We start from the raw sequence: 18,024 nt of genomic DNA, 5'->3' as shown, positions 1-18,024 counted from the left end.
CGAATGACTCATTCGGGACCTCGGGCGTCCCGAATGAGTCATTCGCGACACCGGAGCCGGGCGGAACCCGGAACCTAAGCCGGCAGCGTCACCCGGATCCGGCTCCCCGTGCCCGGCGATGGGTCCACCACCCCGATCGTCCCGCCGTGCAGTTCCACCGCCCACCGGGCGATCGCCAGCCCGAGCCCCGTCCCGCCGCCGGAGGGCCGCTCGCCGCGGGTGAACCGCTCGAACACCCGCTCCCGGTCCGCCGGCGCGATGCCCGGCCCCTCGTCGCACGCGTCGATGCGGACCTCGCCCGGCCGCACCTGGGCCACCACCCGGACCTGCCCACCCGCGGGGCCGTGGCGGGCCGCGTTCTCCAGCAGGTTCGCCACCACCTGGAACAACCGCCCGCGGTCCGCCGTCACCGCCGCCCCCTCCGGCGACACCGACACCTCGAACGTCACCCCGCGGCCCGCGAAGGCCGCCTCCCCGACCACCTCGGACAACAGGGACCACAACGAGAACGACGTCAGGTGCAGCGAAGAAGCACCCGCGTCGAGCCGGGACAGGTCGAGCAGCTCGTCCACCAGGGTCGCCAGGCGCTCGGTCTGCTGCAGCGCCGTCTTCAGCGTCCCCGGATCGGGTTCCTCGACGCCGTCCACGAGGTTCTCGAGCACCCCGCCCAACGCCGTGATCGGCGTCCGCAGTTCGTGGGACACGTTCGCGATCAGCTCGCGGCGCTGCCGGTCCGCGTCCCCGAGGTCCCCCGCCATCTGGTTGAACGCCTGCGCCAGCTCGCCCACCTCGTCGCGGGTGGTCGCCCGGATCCGCCGCGTGTAGTCGCCCTTGGCCATCGCGCGTGCCGCCGCCGTCATCTCCCGCAGCGGGCGCGTCATGCCGTGGGCCAGCACCTGCGACAGCACCAGCGCGAGCACCATCGCGGTGATCGTCGTCTTCGGCGGCAGCCAGCCGATCTGCCAGTTGAAGAACGCGAACGCGATCCCGCCGGAGGCGACCATCAGGATCGCCAGCTTCAGCTTGATCGACCGGATCCGGTCCAGCGGCCGCGGGATGAAGTTCACGATCCCGCCTCCAGCGCGTAGCCGACGCCGTGCACGGTCCGGATCAGATCGGCCCCCAGCTTCCGCCGCAGCGCCTTGATGTGGCTGTCCACCGCCCGCGTGCCCGCGGACGTGCTGTGGACGTCCCAGTCCCACACCTCCGACAGCAGCCGTTCCCGCGGCTGCACCACCCGCGGCCGCCGGGCGAAGTGCACCAGCAGGTCGAACTCGATCGGCGTCAGCTGCGCCGCGACCCCCGCCCGGGCCACCCGCCGCTGGTCGACGTCGATCTCGAGGTCGCCCAGCACGATCCGCGTGCCCGCCACCGAAGCCGAGCGGTCGACTCGGCGCAGCAGGGCGTGCACCCGCGCCGTCAGCACCCGCATCGAGAACGGCTTCGTGAGGTAGTCGTCGGCGCCGACGCCGAGCCCGACCAGCAGGTCCGTCTCGTCGGCCCGTGCGGTCAGCATCAGCACCGGCACCGGCCGCCGCCCCTGGATCCGGCGGCACACCTCCAGGCCGTCGAAGCCCGGCAGCATGACGTCCAGCACGACCAGGTCCGGCTCCCCGGACGCCTCCGCCGCGACGGCGGCCGGTCCGTCGTGGACGACGTCCACCCCGAAGCCCTCGGCCCGCAGCCGGGCCGCGATCGACGCGGCGATCGTGACGTCGTCTTCGACGACGAGCACCCGCCGCACTCCCGGTTCCATGACCACGACCCTAAGCACCCCCGGTGGAGACGGTTCGTGTGAAGTGTGAAGATCCTGTGGAGACGTTTCACCCTCTTTGCCGGTTCGTGACGGCCGGATGTGTGACGCAGGTCATGCACTCCGAGGCCCCTTCGCGCAATCGACAGACTGCACTCCTGATCAGCGAAGAGTGAACAGACTGCCGTTGCCCCGGCGCTGACCAGGCGCGCAGGATTCCGCAATGGCGCCGACACCCGCAGCCCAGCGCGTGCACGACGACGGCCGGGTCGAACTCGACCCCGCCGACGTCCGGTCTCTCGAAGGCAGCCGGTTCTTCAACGAGGAACTGGCCCCCGTCCCCGTCGAAAAACGGACCTGGACCACCTACAACTACTTCGCGCTCTGGATGGGGATGGCGCACAACATCCCCAGCTACGCCCTGGCCGCGTCGCTCATCGCGCTCGGCATGAACTGGGTGCAGGCGCTGATCACCATCACGATCGGCAACCTGATCGTGCTGGCCCCGATGCTGCTCAACAGCCACGCCGGCACGAAGTACGGCATCCCGTTCCCGGTGTTCGCCCGCGCGTTCTACGGCCTGCGCGGCGCCAACCTGGCCGCGCTGCTGCGCGCGTTCATCGCCTGCGGCTGGTTCGGCATCCAGACGTGGGTCGGCGGCGAGGCCATCCACGTCATCCTCGGCCGGCTGCTCGGCTCGTGGTGGCGCGATTCCGCCGTCGTCGCCGGGCAGCACTGGACGCTCTGGCTGTCCTTCGTGGTCTTCTGGATCGGCCAGATGCTCATCATCTGGCGCGGCATGGAGGCGGTCCGCCGGTTCGAGAACTGGACGGCGCCGCTGGTGTCCGTCGGCTTCCTGATCATGCTCGGGTACGTGCTGGTCAAGGCGGGCGGGCTCGGCCCGATCCTGTCCGACGGCGGCAAGCTCGGCTGGGGCCCGGACTTCTGGAAGGTGTTCGCGCCGGCCCTGATGGCGATGATCGCGTTCTGGTCGACGCTGTCGCTCAACATGCCGGACTTCACCCGCTTCGGCGGCAGCCAGCGCAAGCAGGTCCGCGGCCAGATCCTCGGCCTGCCGACGACGATGACGTTCATCGCGATCGTGGCCATCCTGACCACGTCGGGCGGGCACGTGCTCTACGGCGAGGACATCTGGGACCCGGCGCAGCTGGCCGACAAGTTCGCCAGCCCGGTCGTGGTCGTCGTCGCGCTGGTCGCGCTGGTGCTGGCGACGATCTCGGCGAACCTCGCGGCCAACGTCGTCAGCCCGTCCTACGACTTCTCGAACGCGTTCCCGAAGCGGATCACGTTCGCCGTCGGCGGCGGCATCACCGGCGTCATCGGCGTCCTCATCCAGCCGTGGCGGCTGTACTCCGACCCGGACATCTACATCTTCGCCTGGCTCGGCTTCTACGGCGGCCTGCTCGGCGCGGTCGCCGGGGTGCTCGTCGCCGGGTACTGGGTCATCAACCGCACGAAGCTGCGGCTGAAGGACCTCTACACACCCGATGGGGTGTATTGGTTCAGCGGCGGCTGGAACTGGCGCGCCCTGGTCGCGACGCTGGTGGGAGCCCTGCTCGCGGTCGGTGGCGCCTACGGCGGGCCGTTCCCCGACGGCGGTCTCATCCCGTTCCTCAAGCCCCTTTACGACTACAACTGGGTGGTCGGCCTGGTCGGCGCGTTCGCCGTCTTCGCCGCCCTCTCCATGCCCTTGTCCACGACGAAGGAGGAAATCAGTGAGCGTGGTTCGAGCCGGCCTGATCCAGCAGCGGTGGACGGGTGACAAGGAGTCCATGATCAAGGCGGCGGTCGACCACATCGGCACCGCCGCTTCCCAGGGCGCCCAGGTCGTCTGCCTGCAGGAACTGTTCTACGGGCCGTACTTCTGCCAGGTGCAGGACGCCGACTACTACTCCTACACCGAGGCCATCCCGGACGGGCCCACCACGAAGCTCATGCAGGAGGTGGCCGAGCGCCACGGCGTCGTGCTGATCGTGCCGATGTACGAGGTCGAGCAGCCCGGCGTCTACTACAACACCGCCGCGGTGATCGACGCCGACGGCACCTACCTCGGCAAGTACCGCAAGAACCACATCCCGCAGGTCAAGGGGTTCTGGGAGAAGTTCTACTTCCGCCCCGGCAACCTCGGCTACCCGGTGTTCGACACGGCGGTGGGCCGCATCGGCGTCTACATCTGCTACGAGCGGCACTTCCCGGAGGGCTGGCGCGCGCTCGGCCTGGCCGGCGCGAAGATCGTGTTCAACCCGTCGGCGACCAGCCGCAGCCTGTCGCAGTACCTGTGGAAGCTGGAGCAGCCGGCGGCCGCGGTGGCGAACGAGTACTTCGTCGGCGCGATCAACCGGGTCGGCGTGGAACCGCTGGGCGACAACGACTTCTACGGCCAGACGTACTTCGTCGACCCGCGCGGGCAGCTGGTCGGGGACGCGGCGTCCGACACCGAAGACGAGGTGGTGGTGCGCGACCTCGACCTGTCGCTGCTCGAGGAGGTCCGGAACACGTGGGCGTTCTACCGCGATCGCCGCCCGGACACCTACGGCCCCCTCGCGGAGGCCTGATGACCACGCTCATCACGGGCGGTCAGGTCGTTTCGCCGTCGGGAGCCCTCCTGGCGGACGTCCTCGTCGACGGCGAGACCATCGCCGCCGTCGGGGCGCCCGGGACGCTGACCGGCGACGAGACGATCGACGCCGCCGGGAAGTACGTGCTGCCCGGCGGCATCGACGCCCACACCCACATGGAGATGCCGTTCGGCGGCACACACTCGGTCGACACGTTCTCGACCGGGACGACGGCCGCGGCGTGGGGCGGCACGACCACGATCGTCGACTTCGCCGTGCAGGCCAAGGGCACCTCGCTGTTGTCTACTTTGGACAAGTGGCACAGCAAGGCCGACGGGAACTGCGCGATCGACTACGGCTTCCACATGATCGTCTCCGACGTCAACGACCAGTCGCTGAAGGAGATGGCAGCCTGCGTCGACGCCGGGGTCGGCAGCTTCAAGATGTTCATGGCCTACCCGGGGGTGTTCTACTCCACGGACGGGGAAATCCTGCTCGCGATGCAGAAAGCGCGCGAAATCGGCGCTACGATCATGATGCACGCGGAAAACGGCATCGCGATCGACCAGCTGGCGGCGCAGGCGTTCGCCGCGGGCCACATCGACCCGGTGCAGCACGGCCTCACCCGGCCGCCGGAGCTGGAAGGAGAAGCGACGTCGCGGGCGATCCAGCTCGCGAAGGTGACCGGAGCACCGCTGTACATCGTGCACCTGTCGGCGTCGCAAGCGCTGGCGGCGGTCGCGGAGGCGCGCAACGACGGTCAGAACGTCTTCGCCGAGACCTGTCCGCAGTACCTCTACCTGTCCATCGAGGACCTCGCGAAGCCGGACTTCGAGGGCGCGAAGTACGTCGCTTCGCCGCCACTGCGGGAGAAGTCGCACCAGGCCGACCTGTGGCGGGGCTTGCGGACGAACGACCTGTCCGTGGTGTCCACCGACCACTGCCCGTTCTGCTTCAAGGACCAGAAGGAACTGGGCCGCGGCGACTTCCGGGCCATCCCGAACGGGATCCCGGGCGTCGAGCACCGGATGGACCTGCTGCACCAGGGCGTCGTCGCCGGCGAGCTGACGCTCGGCCGCTGGGTCGAGACGTGCTCGGCGACACCGGCGCGGATGTTCGGGCTGTACCCGCGCAAGGGTGTCATCGCGGCAGGTTCGGATGCGGACATCGTGATCTACGACCCTTCGGCGACGCAGACGCTGTCGGCCGAGACGCACCACATGAACGTGGACTACTCGGCGTACGAAGGATTCGAGATCACCGGGCGGGTGCACACGGTGCTGTCGCGGGGGCGCGTCGTCGTGTCGCCTTCCGGATTCTCGGGTTCGACGTCGCACGGCAAATTCCTGTCCCGCTCGCTGAACCAGTACCTGAACTAGGAGCGGGGCATGGACTTCGGGATCGTGCTGCAAACCGACCCGCCCGCGCGGGACGTCGTGCGGCTGATGAAGGACGCCGAGGACTGCGGGTTCCGCTACGGCTGGACGTTCGACTCCTGCGTGCTGTGGCAGGAACCGTTCGTCATCTACTCGGCGATCCTCGCGGCGACGTCGTCCCTCGTGGTGGGGCCGATGGTGACCAGCCCGGGCACGCGGGACTGGTCCGTGATGGCGTCGACGTTCGCCACCCTCAACGACATGTACGGCAACCGGACGGTCTGCGGCATCGGCCGCGGCGACTCCGCGCACCGGGTCGTCGGGAAGCCACCGTCCACCCTGGCCACCGTGCGCGACTGCATGCGCGTGGTCAAGGACCTGGCCGAAGGCCGCGCGGTGACGATGAACGACAAGACCGTGCAGATCCCGTGGATCCGCAACGGCCGCCTGGAGATGTGGATGGCCGGGTACGGGCCGAAGGCGCTGCAGACGGTCGGGGAACACGCCGACGGCTTCATCCTGCAGTGCGCCGACCCGGCGATCGCGCGCTGGACGATCGGCGCGGTCCGCGACGCCGCCCGGGCGGCCGGCCGGGATCCGGGCGGCATCACGATCTGCGTCGCGGCCCCGGCGTACGTCGGCGACGATCTGCCGCACCAGCGCGAACAGCTGCGCTGGTTCGGCGGGATGGTCGGCAACCACGTCGCCGACCTGGTGGCGCGGTACGGATCGTCGGGGGCGGTGCCGCGGGAGCTGACGGACTACATCCGCGAGCGTGAGGGGTACGACTACAGCCACCACGGCAAGGCGGGCAACCCGTCGACGGAGTTCGTCCCGGACGAGATCGTCGACCGGTTCTGCCTGCTGGGGCCGGCCTCGGCCCAGGTCGAACGGCTGCAGGAGCTGGCCGAGCTGGGTGTCGACCAGTTCTCGCTGTACCTGATGCACGACGACCGGGAGGCGACGCTGGCGTCCTACGGGACGCAGATCATCCCCAAGCTCACCGCGTAGGGCCTGCCCCACCGCGGATCCGGGGGCGCGCACCAGCGCGTCCCCGGTCCCGGTGCCGGGACGATCGGGCGATGAACCTTCGTGTTGCGCTGGCCCTGGGGGCCGCCGCGAGTGCAGTCGCCGGGATTGCGCCCGCGGCCGCAGCGAGCCCCGCACCGATCGTCTGGGAAGCCTCCTGCCCGGTCGGCTACGAATGCGGCCACCTCGACGTCCCACTGTCCTATCAGGACCCCTCGGCGGGCACGGTCCGCCTCGCGGTGGGTCGCCTGCCCGCCACCGACCAGGCCCACAAGCTGGGCACGATCTTCTACAACCCAGGCGGCCCCGGCTCGTCCGGCCGGTTCGCGCCGGCGCTGACACCGGGGTTGCACGCCCGCTTCGACATCGTCGGATTCGACCCGCGCGGCGTCGGCGCGAGTGCGAAGATCAGCTGCTTCACCGACCCCTCGCAACTGGAAGTCCTGCAACGTGCCCTCGGCACGTTTCCGCTGACCCGCGCGGCCGAACAGCAGCAGGTCGCCGACACCCGCGTGGTCACCGACCTCTGCGAGCGGAACGCCGGTCCGCTGGCGAACCACCTCTCGACCGGAACGATCGCCCGCGACCTGGACCGGCTGCGCGCGGCGTTCGGCGAGCCGAAGCTGCGGTACTACGGCAAGTCGTACGGCACGTACCTCGGCGAGACGTACGCGAACCTGTTCCCCGGCCGGGTCGGCGCACTGGCCCTCGACGCGGTCGACGACCCGGTGCGCTGGTCGACCGGCGCCGCGCCGATGAGCTACCGCCTGCACGGCTTCGCGGACGCCCCGCGAGCGCTCGAATCGTTCCTGGCGGCCTGCGGCGCCCGATGCACGTTCGACTACCCGGCGATCCTCGATCGGCTCGAGCGCGGCCCGATCACGGTGACCGACACGACCGGGCGCCAGGAGGTCGTCACCTACCAGGGCGCGATCGCCCGCATCCACGACTACCTGACCGACGCCCAGTCCGCACCCCGCCTGGCGGCCTTCCTCCAGGCCCTGGCGGACCCGGCATCTCCCGCCCCGGCAGCACAGGGCGGCCCACCGGACATCGACTCCCTCCTGGGCGGCGGCGCCACGCTCTGTTCGGACGCGGCGAACCCCCGCGACCCGGCCGTGTGGTGGGACTACGCCCGGCGGGCAGACAGGGTAGGGCGCGGCTTCGGGCCGTTCGACGTCTACAAGACGCTGCCATGCGCGACCTGGGAGGTCAAGGATCCGGGCCGCTACGCAGGGCCGTGGAACCGCCCAACGGCCCCGATCCTCCTGCTGGCCAACCGCCGGGGTGACCTGGAGACGCCGTACGCGGGAGCGCAGCGGACCGAGCGCCTGCTGGGGAATGCACGCTTGCTGAGCCTCGACACGTACGGCCACGGCGCCCGCGGCAAGAGCGCGTGCATCGACGAGTGGCTGGACCGCTACTTCGGCACGGGCGCGGTCCCGGCGCCGGGCACGGTCTGCGCACCGGACCGAGCCCCGTTCGGCTGAGACTCCCTGCCGGACGGCCTCGAGGGCGTCGCGCAGCTCGGCGAGCCCGACCGAGCGCCAGCGGGAGCGAGTGGGGCACGGCGGGCGTCGTCGCAAACGGCTCCGCGGTGGCGACGACGACCCGCCACCGCGGAGCGCCGCGGCGATTTCTTTTCCGCGGCCGGTAGCAGAACGGCACCGGCATGGAATGCATCCTCGCGGCTCAGTTCAAGGAGCCCGAGGACGAGTGGGTGAAGTTCCTGACGACGCGGGTGTGCGACGGCGCGTTCACCCAGCGGGTCCGTGACCAGTTCAGTCCGAGCCCGACTCCTCTGTGAGCGTGTCGAGCGGCAGCGTCGTCCAGCCGGCGCCGGGGCCGGCCGGGCGACGACACCGAGCGGGTCGTCACGACCGAGGAAGAGCTCGAGGGCTATCGGATTGTCCGCGCCATCGTCTGCGGCGAGGTCCCCGCCGCGCGCACGCCGGAAACGGTGCCGCCCGGGGGACCGTGGCTCCGGCTCAGTCCACCAGCGCCTGGTAGACCAGCTGCCGCAGCTGGGGGCGGAGGCGGTAGGTGCTCGAGGGGAGCAATTGCGTGTAGAAGCCCACCGTCAGGTCCTCGTCCGGGTCCACCCAGAAGGCCGTTGATGCCGCTCCTCCCCAGGCGAATTCGCCCGGGGACGACAACGTTCGGGCCTTCACCGGGTCCTCCAGGACCGAGAAGCCGAGGCCGAAGCCGTGGCCGTCGAAGGGCATTTCCGCGAACAGGGGGCGGCCGAAGGCCTCCAGGTCCACTCGGCCCGGCAGGTGGTTGCTCACCATCAACGCCACCGTTCGCGGGGACAGCAGCCGGACGCCGTCGAGGGCGCCGCCGCGGAGGAGCATCTCCGTGAAACGCCAGTAGTCTTGGGCCGAGGACACCAGCCCTCCGCCGCCGGAGAGGCAGTCCGGGCGGGATGCTCCCATGCGGCCGAATGCGTCGTTGCGGACCGCTCGGCCCGAGGCCGGGTCTCGGACGTACATCGCCGCCAAGCGGGATGGGGACGATGCCACGAAACCCGTGTCCGTCATGCCCAGCGGTGCGAAGATCCGGGACTCGAAGAACTCGTCCAGCGGCAAGCCTGACACCACTTCGACGAGCCGGCCGAGGACGTCGGTGGCGATCGAGTAGTTCCACTCCGTGCCCGGCTGGAAGAGCAACGGCAGGTTGGCCCACTGCTCCGAGCACGCCGCCAGGTCGAGGCCCGGCGGGGTGCCCCACTCGAAGCCCGCCGCGCGGTAGATCGCGTCCACCGGGTGGCCGTGGTGGAAGCCGTACGTGAGGCCCGCCGTGTGCGTCAGCAGGTGCCACACGCGGATCGGCGAAGTGGCCGGCTCGGTCAGCGGCGCCAGCGCCGATCCCTTGACGTACACCCGCGGCGCAGCGAACTCGGGCAGCCAGCGCGAGATCGGGTCGTCCAGCTCCAGCAGGCCCTCTTCGGCCAGCATCATCGCCGCGACCGAGGTGATCGGCTTGGACATCGAAAAGATGCGCCACAGCGTGTCGGTCTCCACCGGCGAGGAAGCCTCGACGTCCCGGAAGCCGCCGCGGCCGACGTGGACGATGCGGCCGTGCCTGCTCACCACCGCGAGCCAGCCTGGCAACCGTCCGTCCTCGACATACCGGTCGAAATGCCTGTCGATCCGGGCCAGCCGCGCCGCGTCGAAGCCGGCCTCGGCCGGGTCGACGTCCACTTCGAAATCCGCCATGCGGCGAGGCTACTTCTCCCGCGCCCGCTCGGCCGCCTTCTCCTCGCGCCACGCCTCGTCGTTCTTGCCGTAGCGCCAGTAGCCCGAGATCGACAGCAGCTCGCGCTGCACGCCGCGCTCGTCGAGCAGGTAGCGCCGCAGCTCGCGCACGAAGCCCGCTTCGCCGTGGACGAACGCCTGGACGACCCCCTCGTGCCACGGCAGCTCGCGCACGGCCGCCGCGACGTCGCCGCCCGATGCCCGGTGCAGCCACGTGATCTGCGCGTCCGCCTTGGTGACCAGCGGCTGCTCCTCGGCCTCGTTCTCGACCAGGATCACCGCGTGGGCCAGGACGCCGGCAGGCAGCGCTTCGAGCGACGACGCGATGGCCGGCAACGCGCTTTCGTCCCCCGCCAGCAGGTGCCAGTCCGCCTCGGCGCCTGGCGCGTACGCACCGCCGGGGCCCAGCACCAGCAGCTCGTCACCCGGCTGGGCCGAGGCCGCCCACGGACCCGCGATGCCCTCGTCACCGTGGTGGACGAAGTCGAGGACGAGCTCGCCGGCCTGCGGGTCGAACGCGCGCACCGTGTAGGAACGCTGCCGCGGCCAGTGCTCGCGCGGCATCGTCGCCCGGCACTCCTGGACGTCGAACGGCTCCGGGTACTCGACACCGGGGACCTTGAACAGCACCTTCACGTAGGCGTCGGTGAATTCGTTCGGCGTGAACTGCGCGATCCCCTCGCCGCCCGCGACGATCCGGATCATGTGCGGGGTCAGCCGCTCGGTCCGCAGCACCCGCAGCCGTGCCGCGGGACGCCCGGACCGCCGGGGTGCTTCAGCCATCGGCCACTCCAACCATCGCTAAGGCTTACCTAAGTCAGCCTACGCGCCAAAATCGGCGCGGGGCTACTCAGGTGTGCTCAATTCCGCGAGCAGCCTCCCGAATCCCCTGGCCACCTCCTTCCGGAACCCGAAGAAAAACCGGTTCGCCAACGGCACTCCCCACCGGCCCCACGACGCCGCGTTGACCACCCGGTGCTCGACGCGCGCTCCCGCCGGATCGGCTGTGACGCGGTACTCGCCCCGGTACCACCAGCCGCCCTGCACCGCGACGCACCCGCGCTCCCGGTCGACCTCCATCCGCATCGGGTGACCACCGCCGCCCAGCATCAGCCGCAGCCGTTCGAACACCTCGGCGGGCGGCCGCGCGACCACGCCCGACGCCTCCGCAAGCGTTTTCACCCGCGTGGATCCGAAACCCGCGTGTTCTGGAACGCCGTGATCAGCCACTCGCCCTCCTCCCGGACGAGCACGAAGGACACGGTCGACTCGCGCCCTTCGTCGGCGATCTCCGCCCCGGTCAGCGACGAACCGCCGCCGACGACCGCCACCGCGACGTCCGGCCGGACGAACCGCACCTTCGCTTCCCCGCCGAGCGACCCGGTCAGCTTCGACCCTCGCAACGGCCCCTCGAACAGCGCCCGGTGCGAGCTCTCGATCGCCTCCCGGCCCGGGAAGTTCATCCCGAAGAACGTCACGTAGTCCGCATCTTCGGTGAAGAGCCGCCCGTACGCGGCGGCATCACCGGCGTTCCACGCGTCGGCAAGCCGGCCCAGCACCCCACGAACTTCGGCAACAGCAGTCATCACAACCCCCTCGACACAGCGCCCGCGAACAACGTTCGCCCCACGAACACCGTTCTACTCTCGAACGGCGTTCGCGTCAAGTACAGTGTTCGGGTGACCGTTCCCCCGCCGCCGTGGCGCAGCGCTCCCCGCCGCCGCGCCGCGAAACCCGTTCTTTCCCAGGCCTCGATCGTCCGAGCGGCCTTGATCGTCCTGGACGACGAGGGCTTCGACGCGGTCACCATGCGGCGGATCGCCCAGGAACTGGAGACCGGGCCCGCCTCGCTCTACGCGCACGTCTCCAACAAGGAAGAGCTGGCGGAACTGATGCTCGACGCCGTGCTCGCCGACGTGCTGGTCCCCGAGCCGGACCCGGCGCGCTGGGACGAGCAGGTCAAGGACCTCGTCCGCGACCAGATCCAGGTGATGGCCGCGCACCGCGGCATCGCGCGCATCGCGTGGGACATCGCCGTGCCGGTCACCCCCAACTCGCTGAAGCAGGGCGAGGGCATGCTCGCCCTGCTTCGCGCCGGCGGGCTGACGCTCAAGCAGGCGACCTTCGCGGGCGACGCCCTTTCCCTCTACGCCAAGGCGTACGCGTACGAAGCAAGCGGCTGGACCTGGGGCGAGATCGACCAGACCGAAGCCGGCGAACGCGGCAAGCAGATGGTCGCGTACATGCGGTCACTGCCCGCGGAGTCGTTCCCCAATCTGCTGCAGGTCGGCGAGTTCTTCTCCGCGGAAACGGCGAAGGAACGCCTCGAGTTCGCGCTCGAGGCGTACCTCGCCGGATTGAAGGTCCTGGCGAAGAACTAGGGCCGCAGCACGATCTTGCCGCGCGTGTGCCGCCGTTCCAGTTCGCGGTAGGCGTCCCGGACCTCCTCCAGCGGGTACACCCGGGCGATCGGCAGCTCCAGCAATCCCTTGTCCAGCAGCAGACCCAGCTCGCGCAGCACGTCGGCCGACGCGCCCGCCGCGTTGCCGTCGGTCTTGACGTTGTACTTCTCGGCCGCGGCCCAGTCGATGATCGTGTCGATCCGTCCCGGGTGGATGCCCAGGTGCAGCGCCAGTTCCACGTAGCCGGAGCCGAAGGTGTCCACGAACGCGTGCACGCCGGAAGGCGCGGCTTCCCGGATCCGCGACAGCACGCCGTCGCCGTAGGAGACCGGGATGACGCCGAGCCCGCGCAGCCACTCGTGGTTCGCCTCGCCGGCCAGGCCGATCACCGTGGCCCCGGCCAGCTTCGCGAGCTGGACGGCCAGCGAGCCGACCCCGCCCGCTGCGCCCGAGACGACGACTGTGTCCCCCTCTCGCGGGCAAACCGCGGCCACCGCGGCGTACGCGGTCGTCCCGGCGACGAACAGCGAACCGGCGACTTCCCACGGCACACCGTCGGGGCGCGGCGTGAGGTTTTCGGCCTCGGCGACGACGAACTCGGCGTGGCTCGACCGCGTGTCGACGAACCCGATCACCTCGTCGCCGACAGCGATGTCCGAGACGCCTTCGCCGAGCGAAGCGACAACCCCCGCGAAGTCGCTGCCCTGTCCCGAAGGGAACGTCGCCGGGAAGCGTTCGTGCAGGAATCCCTGCCGGATGGCGGCCTCGCCCGGGTTGATCCCGGCGGCCCGCACCTCGACGAGCACCTGACCCGGTCCCGGGACCGGCCGGGGGACGTCCTCGACCCGCAGGACCTCCACGTCGCCGTATTCGTCGAACCTGATCGCGCGCGCCATGGGGCCTCCTCTAAGTCGTTGCTGAATACAAGCAACGACCCGGCCCCCGGTTTTAATCCCTACCCGGCGAGGCGGCGGACCACGCCGTCGGCCAGCAGCCGGCCGCGGTCGGTGAGCACCGCGCGGCCCCGGGAGTCCAAAGCGGACGGATCGAGCAGCCCTTCGGCCGCGGCCGCCCGCGCCTCGGCCAGCCCCGGCTCGTCGAGCACGTCGAGCGGCAGCCCTTCGGCGACCCGCAGCTCGAGCATGATCCGCTCGAGGTGCTGGTCGTCGTCGGTGAGCACCTCGCGCCCGCCCGCGGGCGAGTCGCCGGCGGCGAGCAGCGCCGCGTACCGGGCCGGGTGCTTGACGTTCCACCAGCGCACCCCGCCGACGTGGCTGTGCGCGCCCGGACCGGCGCCCCACCAGTCGTCACCCCGCCAGTAGCCGAGGTTGTGGCGGCAGCGGGCCGCGTCGGACGCCGCCCAGTTCGACACCTCGTACCAGCGCAGTCCCGCCGAGGACAGCATGGCGTCGATCATCTCGTAGTCCGCGGCCAGGACGTCGTCGTCCGGCGCCGGCAGCTCGCCCCGGCGGACGCGGCGGGCCAGCGCCGTGCCCTCCTCGACGATCAGCGCGTACGCCGAGACGTGGTCGACGCCGGCGGCCAGCACGGCGTCGAGCGTCGCCCGCAGGTCGTCGGCACGCTCCCCCGGCGTGCCGTAGATCACGTCGAGGTTCACGTGCTCGAACCCGGCCGCGCGCGCTTCGGCGGCCGCCGCGCCCGGGCGGCCCGGGGTGTGCACGCGGTCGAGGATCTTCAGCACGTGCGGCGCGGCCGACTGCATGCCCAGCGACACTCGCGTGTAGCCCGCTTCGCGGATTCCGGCGAAGAACTCCGGCGACGTCGACTCGGGGTTGGACTCCGTCGTCACCTCGGCCCCCGGCGCCAGCCCGAAGACGTCGCGGACGGCGTCGAGCACCGACCGCAGCCCGTCCGCGCCCAGCAGCGACGGCGTGCCGCCGCCGACGAACACGGTGTCGGCGGCGGGCGGCACGACGAGCACGCGCGCGGCTAGTTCGAGTTCGCGCCGCAGCCCTTCGAGCCACGACTGCGGCGACGAACCGGTGTCGAGCTCACCCGCGGTGTAGGTGTTGAAGTCGCAGTACCCGCAGCGCGTGGCGCAGAACGGGACGTGCACGTACACCCCGAACGCTCTGCTGCCCAGCCCCTTCAGCGCGCTTTCCGGCAACGCCGGATCGATCGGTGTGGCGGGGTCGGGACGCAGCTGGGGCACGCTCGAATTGTCCACCCCGTCACGCCCGGTCGCCTCAAGGGGCCGATCGGGTTAACACCTGTTACGACGCCGGCAGGTTGGCCGCCGCCCAGTCCGGATCGACCGGGATCAGCTCGATGACGTCGAGCAGCACGCCGTTCGGGTCGGCGACGTAGAAGTGCCGCTGCCCGTAGACCTCGTCGACGACCGGGGTCACCAGCTCGACCCCCGCCTCTTCCAGCCGTTTCGCCTCGGCACGAGCGTCTTCGACGACGAGGCCGAACATCAGCCCGGACGTCTCCCGCGCGCGGTGGGCCGGCGGCACCGACTCGTGCCCCCGCTGCACGAAGCTGATCTCGTACCCCGGCGCGCCGGCGTTGACGCTGGCGAACCAGTCGAGCTCGACGGTGACCGGCAGGCCGACGACGTCCGCGTAGAAGCGGGTGGTCGCGGCGACGTCGTCGACCAGGTAGCCCGCCCCGAAACCCTTGACCTGCATCGGCGGATCCTCTCGTTCAAATCACTGTGTTCGTAGTACTTTAAGCATAGTGGTTAACGGAACGCAAGCCAGATCGGCCAGACCGGCTCCCCGGCGGCCGCGCGAACCTCGCCCACTGGACGACCATGGTCCCCTCGCGGCCGCGGACCGGCGTTCGCGGCCAAAAGGCCAGGTAGACGGCGTGAGTGAGCCCGGTCCCAACATCCGGACGGGGCTCGACCACATTGTGGGCACGTGAGACGCTGGCGACGTGACTCGCGCCGGAATCCGCCTGGTGGCCCGCCGCCACGTCGACCTCCGGCGTGTGGCGAGCGCACTCTGTGTCGTGTCCCGCTGACTCCCCGCCACCACCACGACTGACCGGGCACCGGTCGCGCACGGCAACGCTGCCGCGCGGCCCACGCCCTCCCAACCGCCCCCGGAGGACACCCCCATGACCACGCCCACGCGCCAGACCCCAGCCCGCCCCGCGCGTGCCAAGCAGAAGCGCGGCGAAGGGCAGTGGGCGCTCGGTTACCGGGAGCCGCTGAACCCGAACGAGCGGTCCAAGAAGGACGACCACCCGCTCAACGTTCGGGCGCGCATCGAGAACATCTACGCCCACCGCGGGTTCGACGCCATCGACCCGGGCGACCTGCGCGGCCGGTTCCGCTGGTTCGGCCTCTACACCCAGCGCAAACCGGGGATCGACGGCGGCCGCACGGCGACGCTGGAGCCCGAAGAGCTCGACGACCGCTACTTCATGCTGCGGGTCCGGATCGACGGCGGCGCTCTGACCACCGCCCAGCTCACCGTGCTCGGCGAGATCTCGCAGGCGTACGCGCGCGACACCGCCGACATCACCGACCGGCAGAACATCCAGTACCACTGGATCCGGATCGAGGACGTCCCGGCGATCTGGACCAAGCTCGAGAACGCCGGCATGACCACGATGGAAGCCTGCGGCGACAGCCCGCGCGTCATCCTCGGCTCGCCGGTCGCGGGCATCGCCGCCGACGAGGTGATCGACGGCACCCCGGCGATCGAGGAGATCAAGCGCCGCTACATCGGCAAGCCGGAATTCGCCAACCTGCCGCGCAAGTTCAAGACCGCGATCTCCGGCCAGCCCGACGTCGCCCACGAGATCCACGACGTCGCCTTCGTCGGCGTGGACCACCCCGAGCACGGGCCCGGCTTCGACGTCTGGGTCGGCGGCGGCCTGTCCACCAACCCGATGCTCGGGCAGCGCCTCGGCGCCTGGATCCCCCTGGACGAGGTCCCGGACGTCTGGGAAGGCGTCATCTCGATCTTCCGCGACTACGGCTACCGGCGGCTGCGCTCGCGGGCCCGGATCAAGTTCCTGGTCAAGGACTGGGGCGCGGAGAAGTTCCGGCAGGTGCTGCAGGACGAGTACCTCGAACGCGAGCTGATCGACGGCCCGCCACCGGTGGACCCCGCCGTGCCGATCGACCACGTCGGCGTCCACCCCCAGGTCGACGGCAAGTTCTACGTCGGCGCCGCGCCGATCGCCGGCCGGTCCAGCGGCGGCACGCTCGTCGCCGTCGCCAAGGCCGCCGAGCGGGCCGGCTCCGGCCGGGTGCGGCTCACCCCGCAGCAGAAGCTCGTCGTGCTCGACGTCCCCGAGGCCCAGGTCGCCACCCTGTCCGCCGAACTGGCCGAACTGGGGCTGGAGACGAAGCCGTCGCCGTGGCGGCGCGGCGTGATGGCCTGCACCGGGCTGGAGTTCTGCAAGCTCGCCATCGTCGAGACGAAGGCCCGCGCGCAGCAGCTCGTCGCGGACCTCGAGAAGTCCCTCGCCGACATCCAGGACGGCCTCGACACGCCGGTGACCGTGCACCTCAACGGCTGCCCCAACTCCTGCGCGCGGATCCAGACCGCGGACATCGGCCTCAAGGGCCAGATCGTCACCGACGCCGACGGCAACCAGGTCGAGGGCTTCCAGGTGCACCTCGGCGGCGGGCTCGGCCTCGACGCCGGGTTCGGCCGGAAGCTGCGCGGGCACAAGGTGACCTCGGGTGAGCTGACCGGGTACGTCGAGCGGGTCGTGCGCAACTACGTCGCCGGGCGCGAAGACGGCGAGCGGTTCGCGCAATGGGCTGCCCGCGCCGATGAAAGCGCGCTCCAGTGACCGAGCGCGCGGCGCCGTACTACTGCCCCTATTGCGGCGACGAGGACCTCCGGCCGGAAGAGAACGGCGGCTGGCTGTGTTCTGCTTGCCGCCGGGTTTTCTCGGTCAAGTTCCTCGGACTGTCCCTTCCGGAGGTTTCCCGATGACCGCCACCGCCGACTACAAGACCCTCGCCGAACGCGCTTCGCGGGAACTCGCCGACGCGACCGCGGAAGAAGCGTTGCGCTGGACCGTCGACACGTTCGGCGACGACTTCATCGTCGCGTCCAACATGCAGGACGCCGTGCTGATCGACCTCGCCACCAAGGTGAAGTCCGATGTGGACGTCCTGTTCCTGGAGACCGGTTACCACTTCCCCGAGACGATCGGCACGCGCGACGCCGTCCAGACGGTCTACCCGGACGTGAAGATCGTGAACGCCCAGGCCGAGCAGAGCGTCGCCGAGCAGGACGCGGAGTACGGCCCGAAGCTGCACGACCGCGACGCCACGCTGTGCTGCAACCTGCGCAAGGTCGTGCCGCTGCGCAAGACCCTCGCGAACTACTCGGCCTGGGTGACCGGCGTCCGGCGCGTGGACGCCCCGACCCGCGCGAACACCCCGATCGTCACCTGGGACGACCGCAACGGCCTGGTCAAGATCAACCCGATCGCGGCGTGGACCGACGACGAGTTCAACGGCTATATCCGCGAGCACGGGATCCTCGAGAACCCGCTGGTGTCGATCGGGTTCCTGTCGATCGGCTGCGCGCCCTGCACGGCGCGCGTGGAGCCGGGGCAGGACCCGCGCAGCGGCCGGTGGGCGGGCCAGAGCAAGACCGAGTGCGGACTGCACGGCTGAGGAAGGGACGC

19 protein-coding genes are annotated in these 18,024 nt (G+C 70.6%); 10 read left to right on the top strand and 9 right to left on the bottom strand.

From position 1 onward, the window contains the following. Positions 1 to 74 precede the first annotated feature (74 nt). Complete coding sequence (locus ACWDN5_RS30525; protein ID WP_449678710.1) at positions 75 to 1,067, bottom strand: HAMP domain-containing sensor histidine kinase; 993 nt, start codon at positions 1,065 to 1,067, stop codon at positions 75 to 77. Continuing rightward, positions 1,064 to 1,756, bottom strand: a complete 693-nt coding sequence (locus tag ACWDN5_RS30520) for a response regulator transcription factor (RefSeq protein ID WP_310972413.1) — start codon at positions 1,754 to 1,756, stop codon at positions 1,064 to 1,066. Before ACWDN5_RS30520 ends, ACWDN5_RS30525 begins: the two co-directional genes overlap by 4 nt. A 220-nt stretch (positions 1,757 to 1,976) precedes the next feature. Between ACWDN5_RS30520 and ACWDN5_RS30515 the strand changes: the two genes are divergently transcribed. From ACWDN5_RS30515 to ACWDN5_RS30495, 5 genes are all read left to right on the top strand, one after another. Beyond that, entirely contained in the window at positions 1,977 to 3,536 is a 1,560-nt protein-coding gene (locus ACWDN5_RS30515) for an NCS1 family nucleobase:cation symporter-1 (protein ID WP_310972412.1), read from the top strand. Positions 3,537 to 3,546: 10 nt separating this feature from the next. After that, entirely contained in the window at positions 3,547 to 4,329 is a 783-nt protein-coding gene (locus tag ACWDN5_RS30510; RefSeq protein ID WP_310972674.1) for a nitrilase-related carbon-nitrogen hydrolase, read from the top strand. Further along, complete coding sequence (gene hydA, locus ACWDN5_RS30505; RefSeq protein WP_449678709.1) at positions 4,329 to 5,711, top strand: dihydropyrimidinase; 1,383 nt, start codon at positions 4,329 to 4,331, stop codon at positions 5,709 to 5,711. Before ACWDN5_RS30510 ends, hydA begins: the two co-directional genes overlap by 1 nt. 9 nt (positions 5,712 to 5,720) lie before the next feature. Next, on the top strand, positions 5,721 to 6,719 hold the full coding sequence (locus tag ACWDN5_RS30500; protein WP_310972409.1) for a TIGR03842 family LLM class F420-dependent oxidoreductase: 999 nt from the start codon (positions 5,721 to 5,723) through the stop codon (positions 6,717 to 6,719). Between the two features lie 71 nt (positions 6,720 to 6,790). Further along, a complete protein-coding gene (locus tag ACWDN5_RS30495) occupies positions 6,791 to 8,227 on the top strand; it encodes an alpha/beta hydrolase (protein WP_449678708.1) in 1,437 nt (478 codons plus the stop codon). A gap of 498 nt (positions 8,228 to 8,725) precedes the next feature. Here ACWDN5_RS30495 and ACWDN5_RS30490 read toward each other — a convergent pair whose 3' ends face one another. From ACWDN5_RS30490 to ACWDN5_RS30475, 4 genes are all read right to left on the bottom strand, one after another. Continuing rightward, positions 8,726 to 9,955 carry a serine hydrolase domain-containing protein gene (locus ACWDN5_RS30490; protein WP_449678707.1) on the bottom strand — a complete coding sequence of 410 codons (1,230 nt, stop codon included), beginning with the start codon at positions 9,953 to 9,955 and terminating at the stop codon, positions 8,726 to 8,728. 9 nt (positions 9,956 to 9,964) lie between these two features. Then, positions 9,965 to 10,777, bottom strand: a complete 813-nt coding sequence (locus ACWDN5_RS30485; protein ID WP_449678706.1) for a siderophore-interacting protein — start codon at positions 10,775 to 10,777, stop codon at positions 9,965 to 9,967. A gap of 63 nt (positions 10,778 to 10,840) precedes the next feature. Continuing rightward, the gene (locus ACWDN5_RS30480) at positions 10,841 to 11,176 is read right to left on the bottom strand and encodes a hypothetical protein (protein WP_449678705.1); all 336 of its coding nucleotides are present in this window, start codon (positions 11,174 to 11,176) and stop codon (positions 10,841 to 10,843) included. Beyond that, positions 11,173 to 11,583 carry an SgcJ/EcaC family oxidoreductase gene (locus tag ACWDN5_RS30475; RefSeq protein ID WP_449678704.1) on the bottom strand — a complete coding sequence of 137 codons (411 nt, stop codon included), beginning with the start codon at positions 11,581 to 11,583 and terminating at the stop codon, positions 11,173 to 11,175. The genes ACWDN5_RS30480 and ACWDN5_RS30475 overlap by 4 nt, the downstream gene beginning before the upstream one ends. Positions 11,584 to 11,673: 90 nt before the next feature. On the opposite strand from ACWDN5_RS30475, the gene ACWDN5_RS30470 reads away from it, so the two are divergent. Next, on the top strand, positions 11,674 to 12,375 hold the full coding sequence (locus ACWDN5_RS30470; protein ID WP_449678703.1) for a TetR/AcrR family transcriptional regulator: 702 nt from the start codon (positions 11,674 to 11,676) through the stop codon (positions 12,373 to 12,375). Here the strand turns inward: ACWDN5_RS30470 and ACWDN5_RS30465 are convergent. Genes ACWDN5_RS30465 through ACWDN5_RS30455 form a run of 3 tightly spaced genes read right to left on the bottom strand, consistent with a single transcriptional unit; the run spans position 12,372 to position 15,047 of the window. Beyond that, positions 12,372 to 13,292, bottom strand: a complete 921-nt coding sequence (locus ACWDN5_RS30465) for an NADP-dependent oxidoreductase (protein ID WP_310972399.1) — start codon at positions 13,290 to 13,292, stop codon at positions 12,372 to 12,374. The two genes, ACWDN5_RS30470 and ACWDN5_RS30465, sit on opposite strands and share 4 nt — an antisense overlap. Before the next feature lie 59 nt (positions 13,293 to 13,351). Then, complete coding sequence (gene hemW, locus ACWDN5_RS30460) at positions 13,352 to 14,584, bottom strand: radical SAM family heme chaperone HemW (RefSeq protein WP_396136932.1); 1,233 nt, start codon at positions 14,582 to 14,584, stop codon at positions 13,352 to 13,354. A gap of 46 nt (positions 14,585 to 14,630) precedes the next feature. Beyond that, on the bottom strand, positions 14,631 to 15,047 hold the full coding sequence (locus ACWDN5_RS30455) for a VOC family protein (RefSeq protein ID WP_449678702.1): 417 nt from the start codon (positions 15,045 to 15,047) through the stop codon (positions 14,631 to 14,633). A 250-nt stretch (positions 15,048 to 15,297) separates the two neighbouring features. Here ACWDN5_RS30455 and ACWDN5_RS30450 point away from each other — a divergent pair, with 250 nt between their 5' ends. From ACWDN5_RS30450 to ACWDN5_RS30435, 4 genes are all read left to right on the top strand, one after another. Continuing rightward, positions 15,298 to 15,384: a putative leader peptide gene (locus ACWDN5_RS30450; protein ID WP_396136942.1), complete on the top strand. Its 87-nt coding sequence runs from the start codon at positions 15,298 to 15,300 to the stop codon at positions 15,382 to 15,384. Between the two features lie 96 nt (positions 15,385 to 15,480). Continuing rightward, positions 15,481 to 17,175 carry a nitrite/sulfite reductase gene (locus ACWDN5_RS30445; protein ID WP_310972394.1) on the top strand — a complete coding sequence of 565 codons (1,695 nt, stop codon included), beginning with the start codon at positions 15,481 to 15,483 and terminating at the stop codon, positions 17,173 to 17,175. After that, positions 17,172 to 17,321 (top strand): eL43 family ribosomal protein, encoded by a 150-nt coding sequence (locus ACWDN5_RS30440; protein WP_086860657.1) that lies wholly within the window; start codon positions 17,172 to 17,174, stop codon positions 17,319 to 17,321. Before ACWDN5_RS30445 ends, ACWDN5_RS30440 begins: the two co-directional genes overlap by 4 nt. Next, positions 17,318 to 18,013: a phosphoadenylyl-sulfate reductase gene (locus ACWDN5_RS30435; protein ID WP_310972390.1), complete on the top strand. Its 696-nt coding sequence runs from the start codon at positions 17,318 to 17,320 to the stop codon at positions 18,011 to 18,013. The genes ACWDN5_RS30440 and ACWDN5_RS30435 overlap by 4 nt, the downstream gene beginning before the upstream one ends. The last annotated feature ends 11 nt before the right edge of the window (positions 18,014 to 18,024 follow it).

The sequence above is a fragment of the Amycolatopsis sp. NPDC003731 genome (genome assembly GCF_053586895.1).
The sequence above is the reverse complement of the archived record's forward strand: the minus strand, read 5'-3'. Positions and strand labels throughout refer to the sequence as shown.

What these genes read in the sequence shown, in the direction of transcription:
- ACWDN5_RS30520 (WP_310972413.1), bottom strand. Translation starts at nt 1,756, where the DNA reads ATGGAACCGGGAGTGCGGCGGGTGCTCGTCGTCGAAGACGACGTCACG.
- ACWDN5_RS30515 (WP_310972412.1), top strand. Translation starts at nt 1,977, where the DNA reads ATGGCGCCGACACCCGCAGCCCAGCGCGTGCACGACGACGGCCGGGTC.
- ACWDN5_RS30510 (WP_310972674.1), top strand. Translation starts at nt 3,547, where the DNA reads ATGATCAAGGCGGCGGTCGACCACATCGGCACCGCCGCTTCCCAGGGC.
- hydA (WP_449678709.1), top strand. Translation starts at nt 4,329, where the DNA reads ATGACCACGCTCATCACGGGCGGTCAGGTCGTTTCGCCGTCGGGAGCC.
- ACWDN5_RS30500 (WP_310972409.1), top strand. Translation starts at nt 5,721, where the DNA reads ATGGACTTCGGGATCGTGCTGCAAACCGACCCGCCCGCGCGGGACGTC.
- ACWDN5_RS30495 (WP_449678708.1), top strand. Translation starts at nt 6,791, where the DNA reads ATGAACCTTCGTGTTGCGCTGGCCCTGGGGGCCGCCGCGAGTGCAGTC.
- ACWDN5_RS30490 (WP_449678707.1), bottom strand. Translation starts at nt 9,955, where the DNA reads ATGGCGGATTTCGAAGTGGACGTCGACCCGGCCGAGGCCGGCTTCGAC.
- ACWDN5_RS30485 (WP_449678706.1), bottom strand. Translation starts at nt 10,777, where the DNA reads ATGGCTGAAGCACCCCGGCGGTCCGGGCGTCCCGCGGCACGGCTGCGG.
- ACWDN5_RS30465 (WP_310972399.1), bottom strand. Translation starts at nt 13,292, where the DNA reads ATGGCGCGCGCGATCAGGTTCGACGAATACGGCGACGTGGAGGTCCTG.
- ACWDN5_RS30455 (WP_449678702.1), bottom strand. Translation starts at nt 15,047, where the DNA reads ATGCAGGTCAAGGGTTTCGGGGCGGGCTACCTGGTCGACGACGTCGCC.
- ACWDN5_RS30445 (WP_310972394.1), top strand. Translation starts at nt 15,481, where the DNA reads ATGACCACGCCCACGCGCCAGACCCCAGCCCGCCCCGCGCGTGCCAAG.
- ACWDN5_RS30435 (WP_310972390.1), top strand. Translation starts at nt 17,318, where the DNA reads ATGACCGCCACCGCCGACTACAAGACCCTCGCCGAACGCGCTTCGCGG.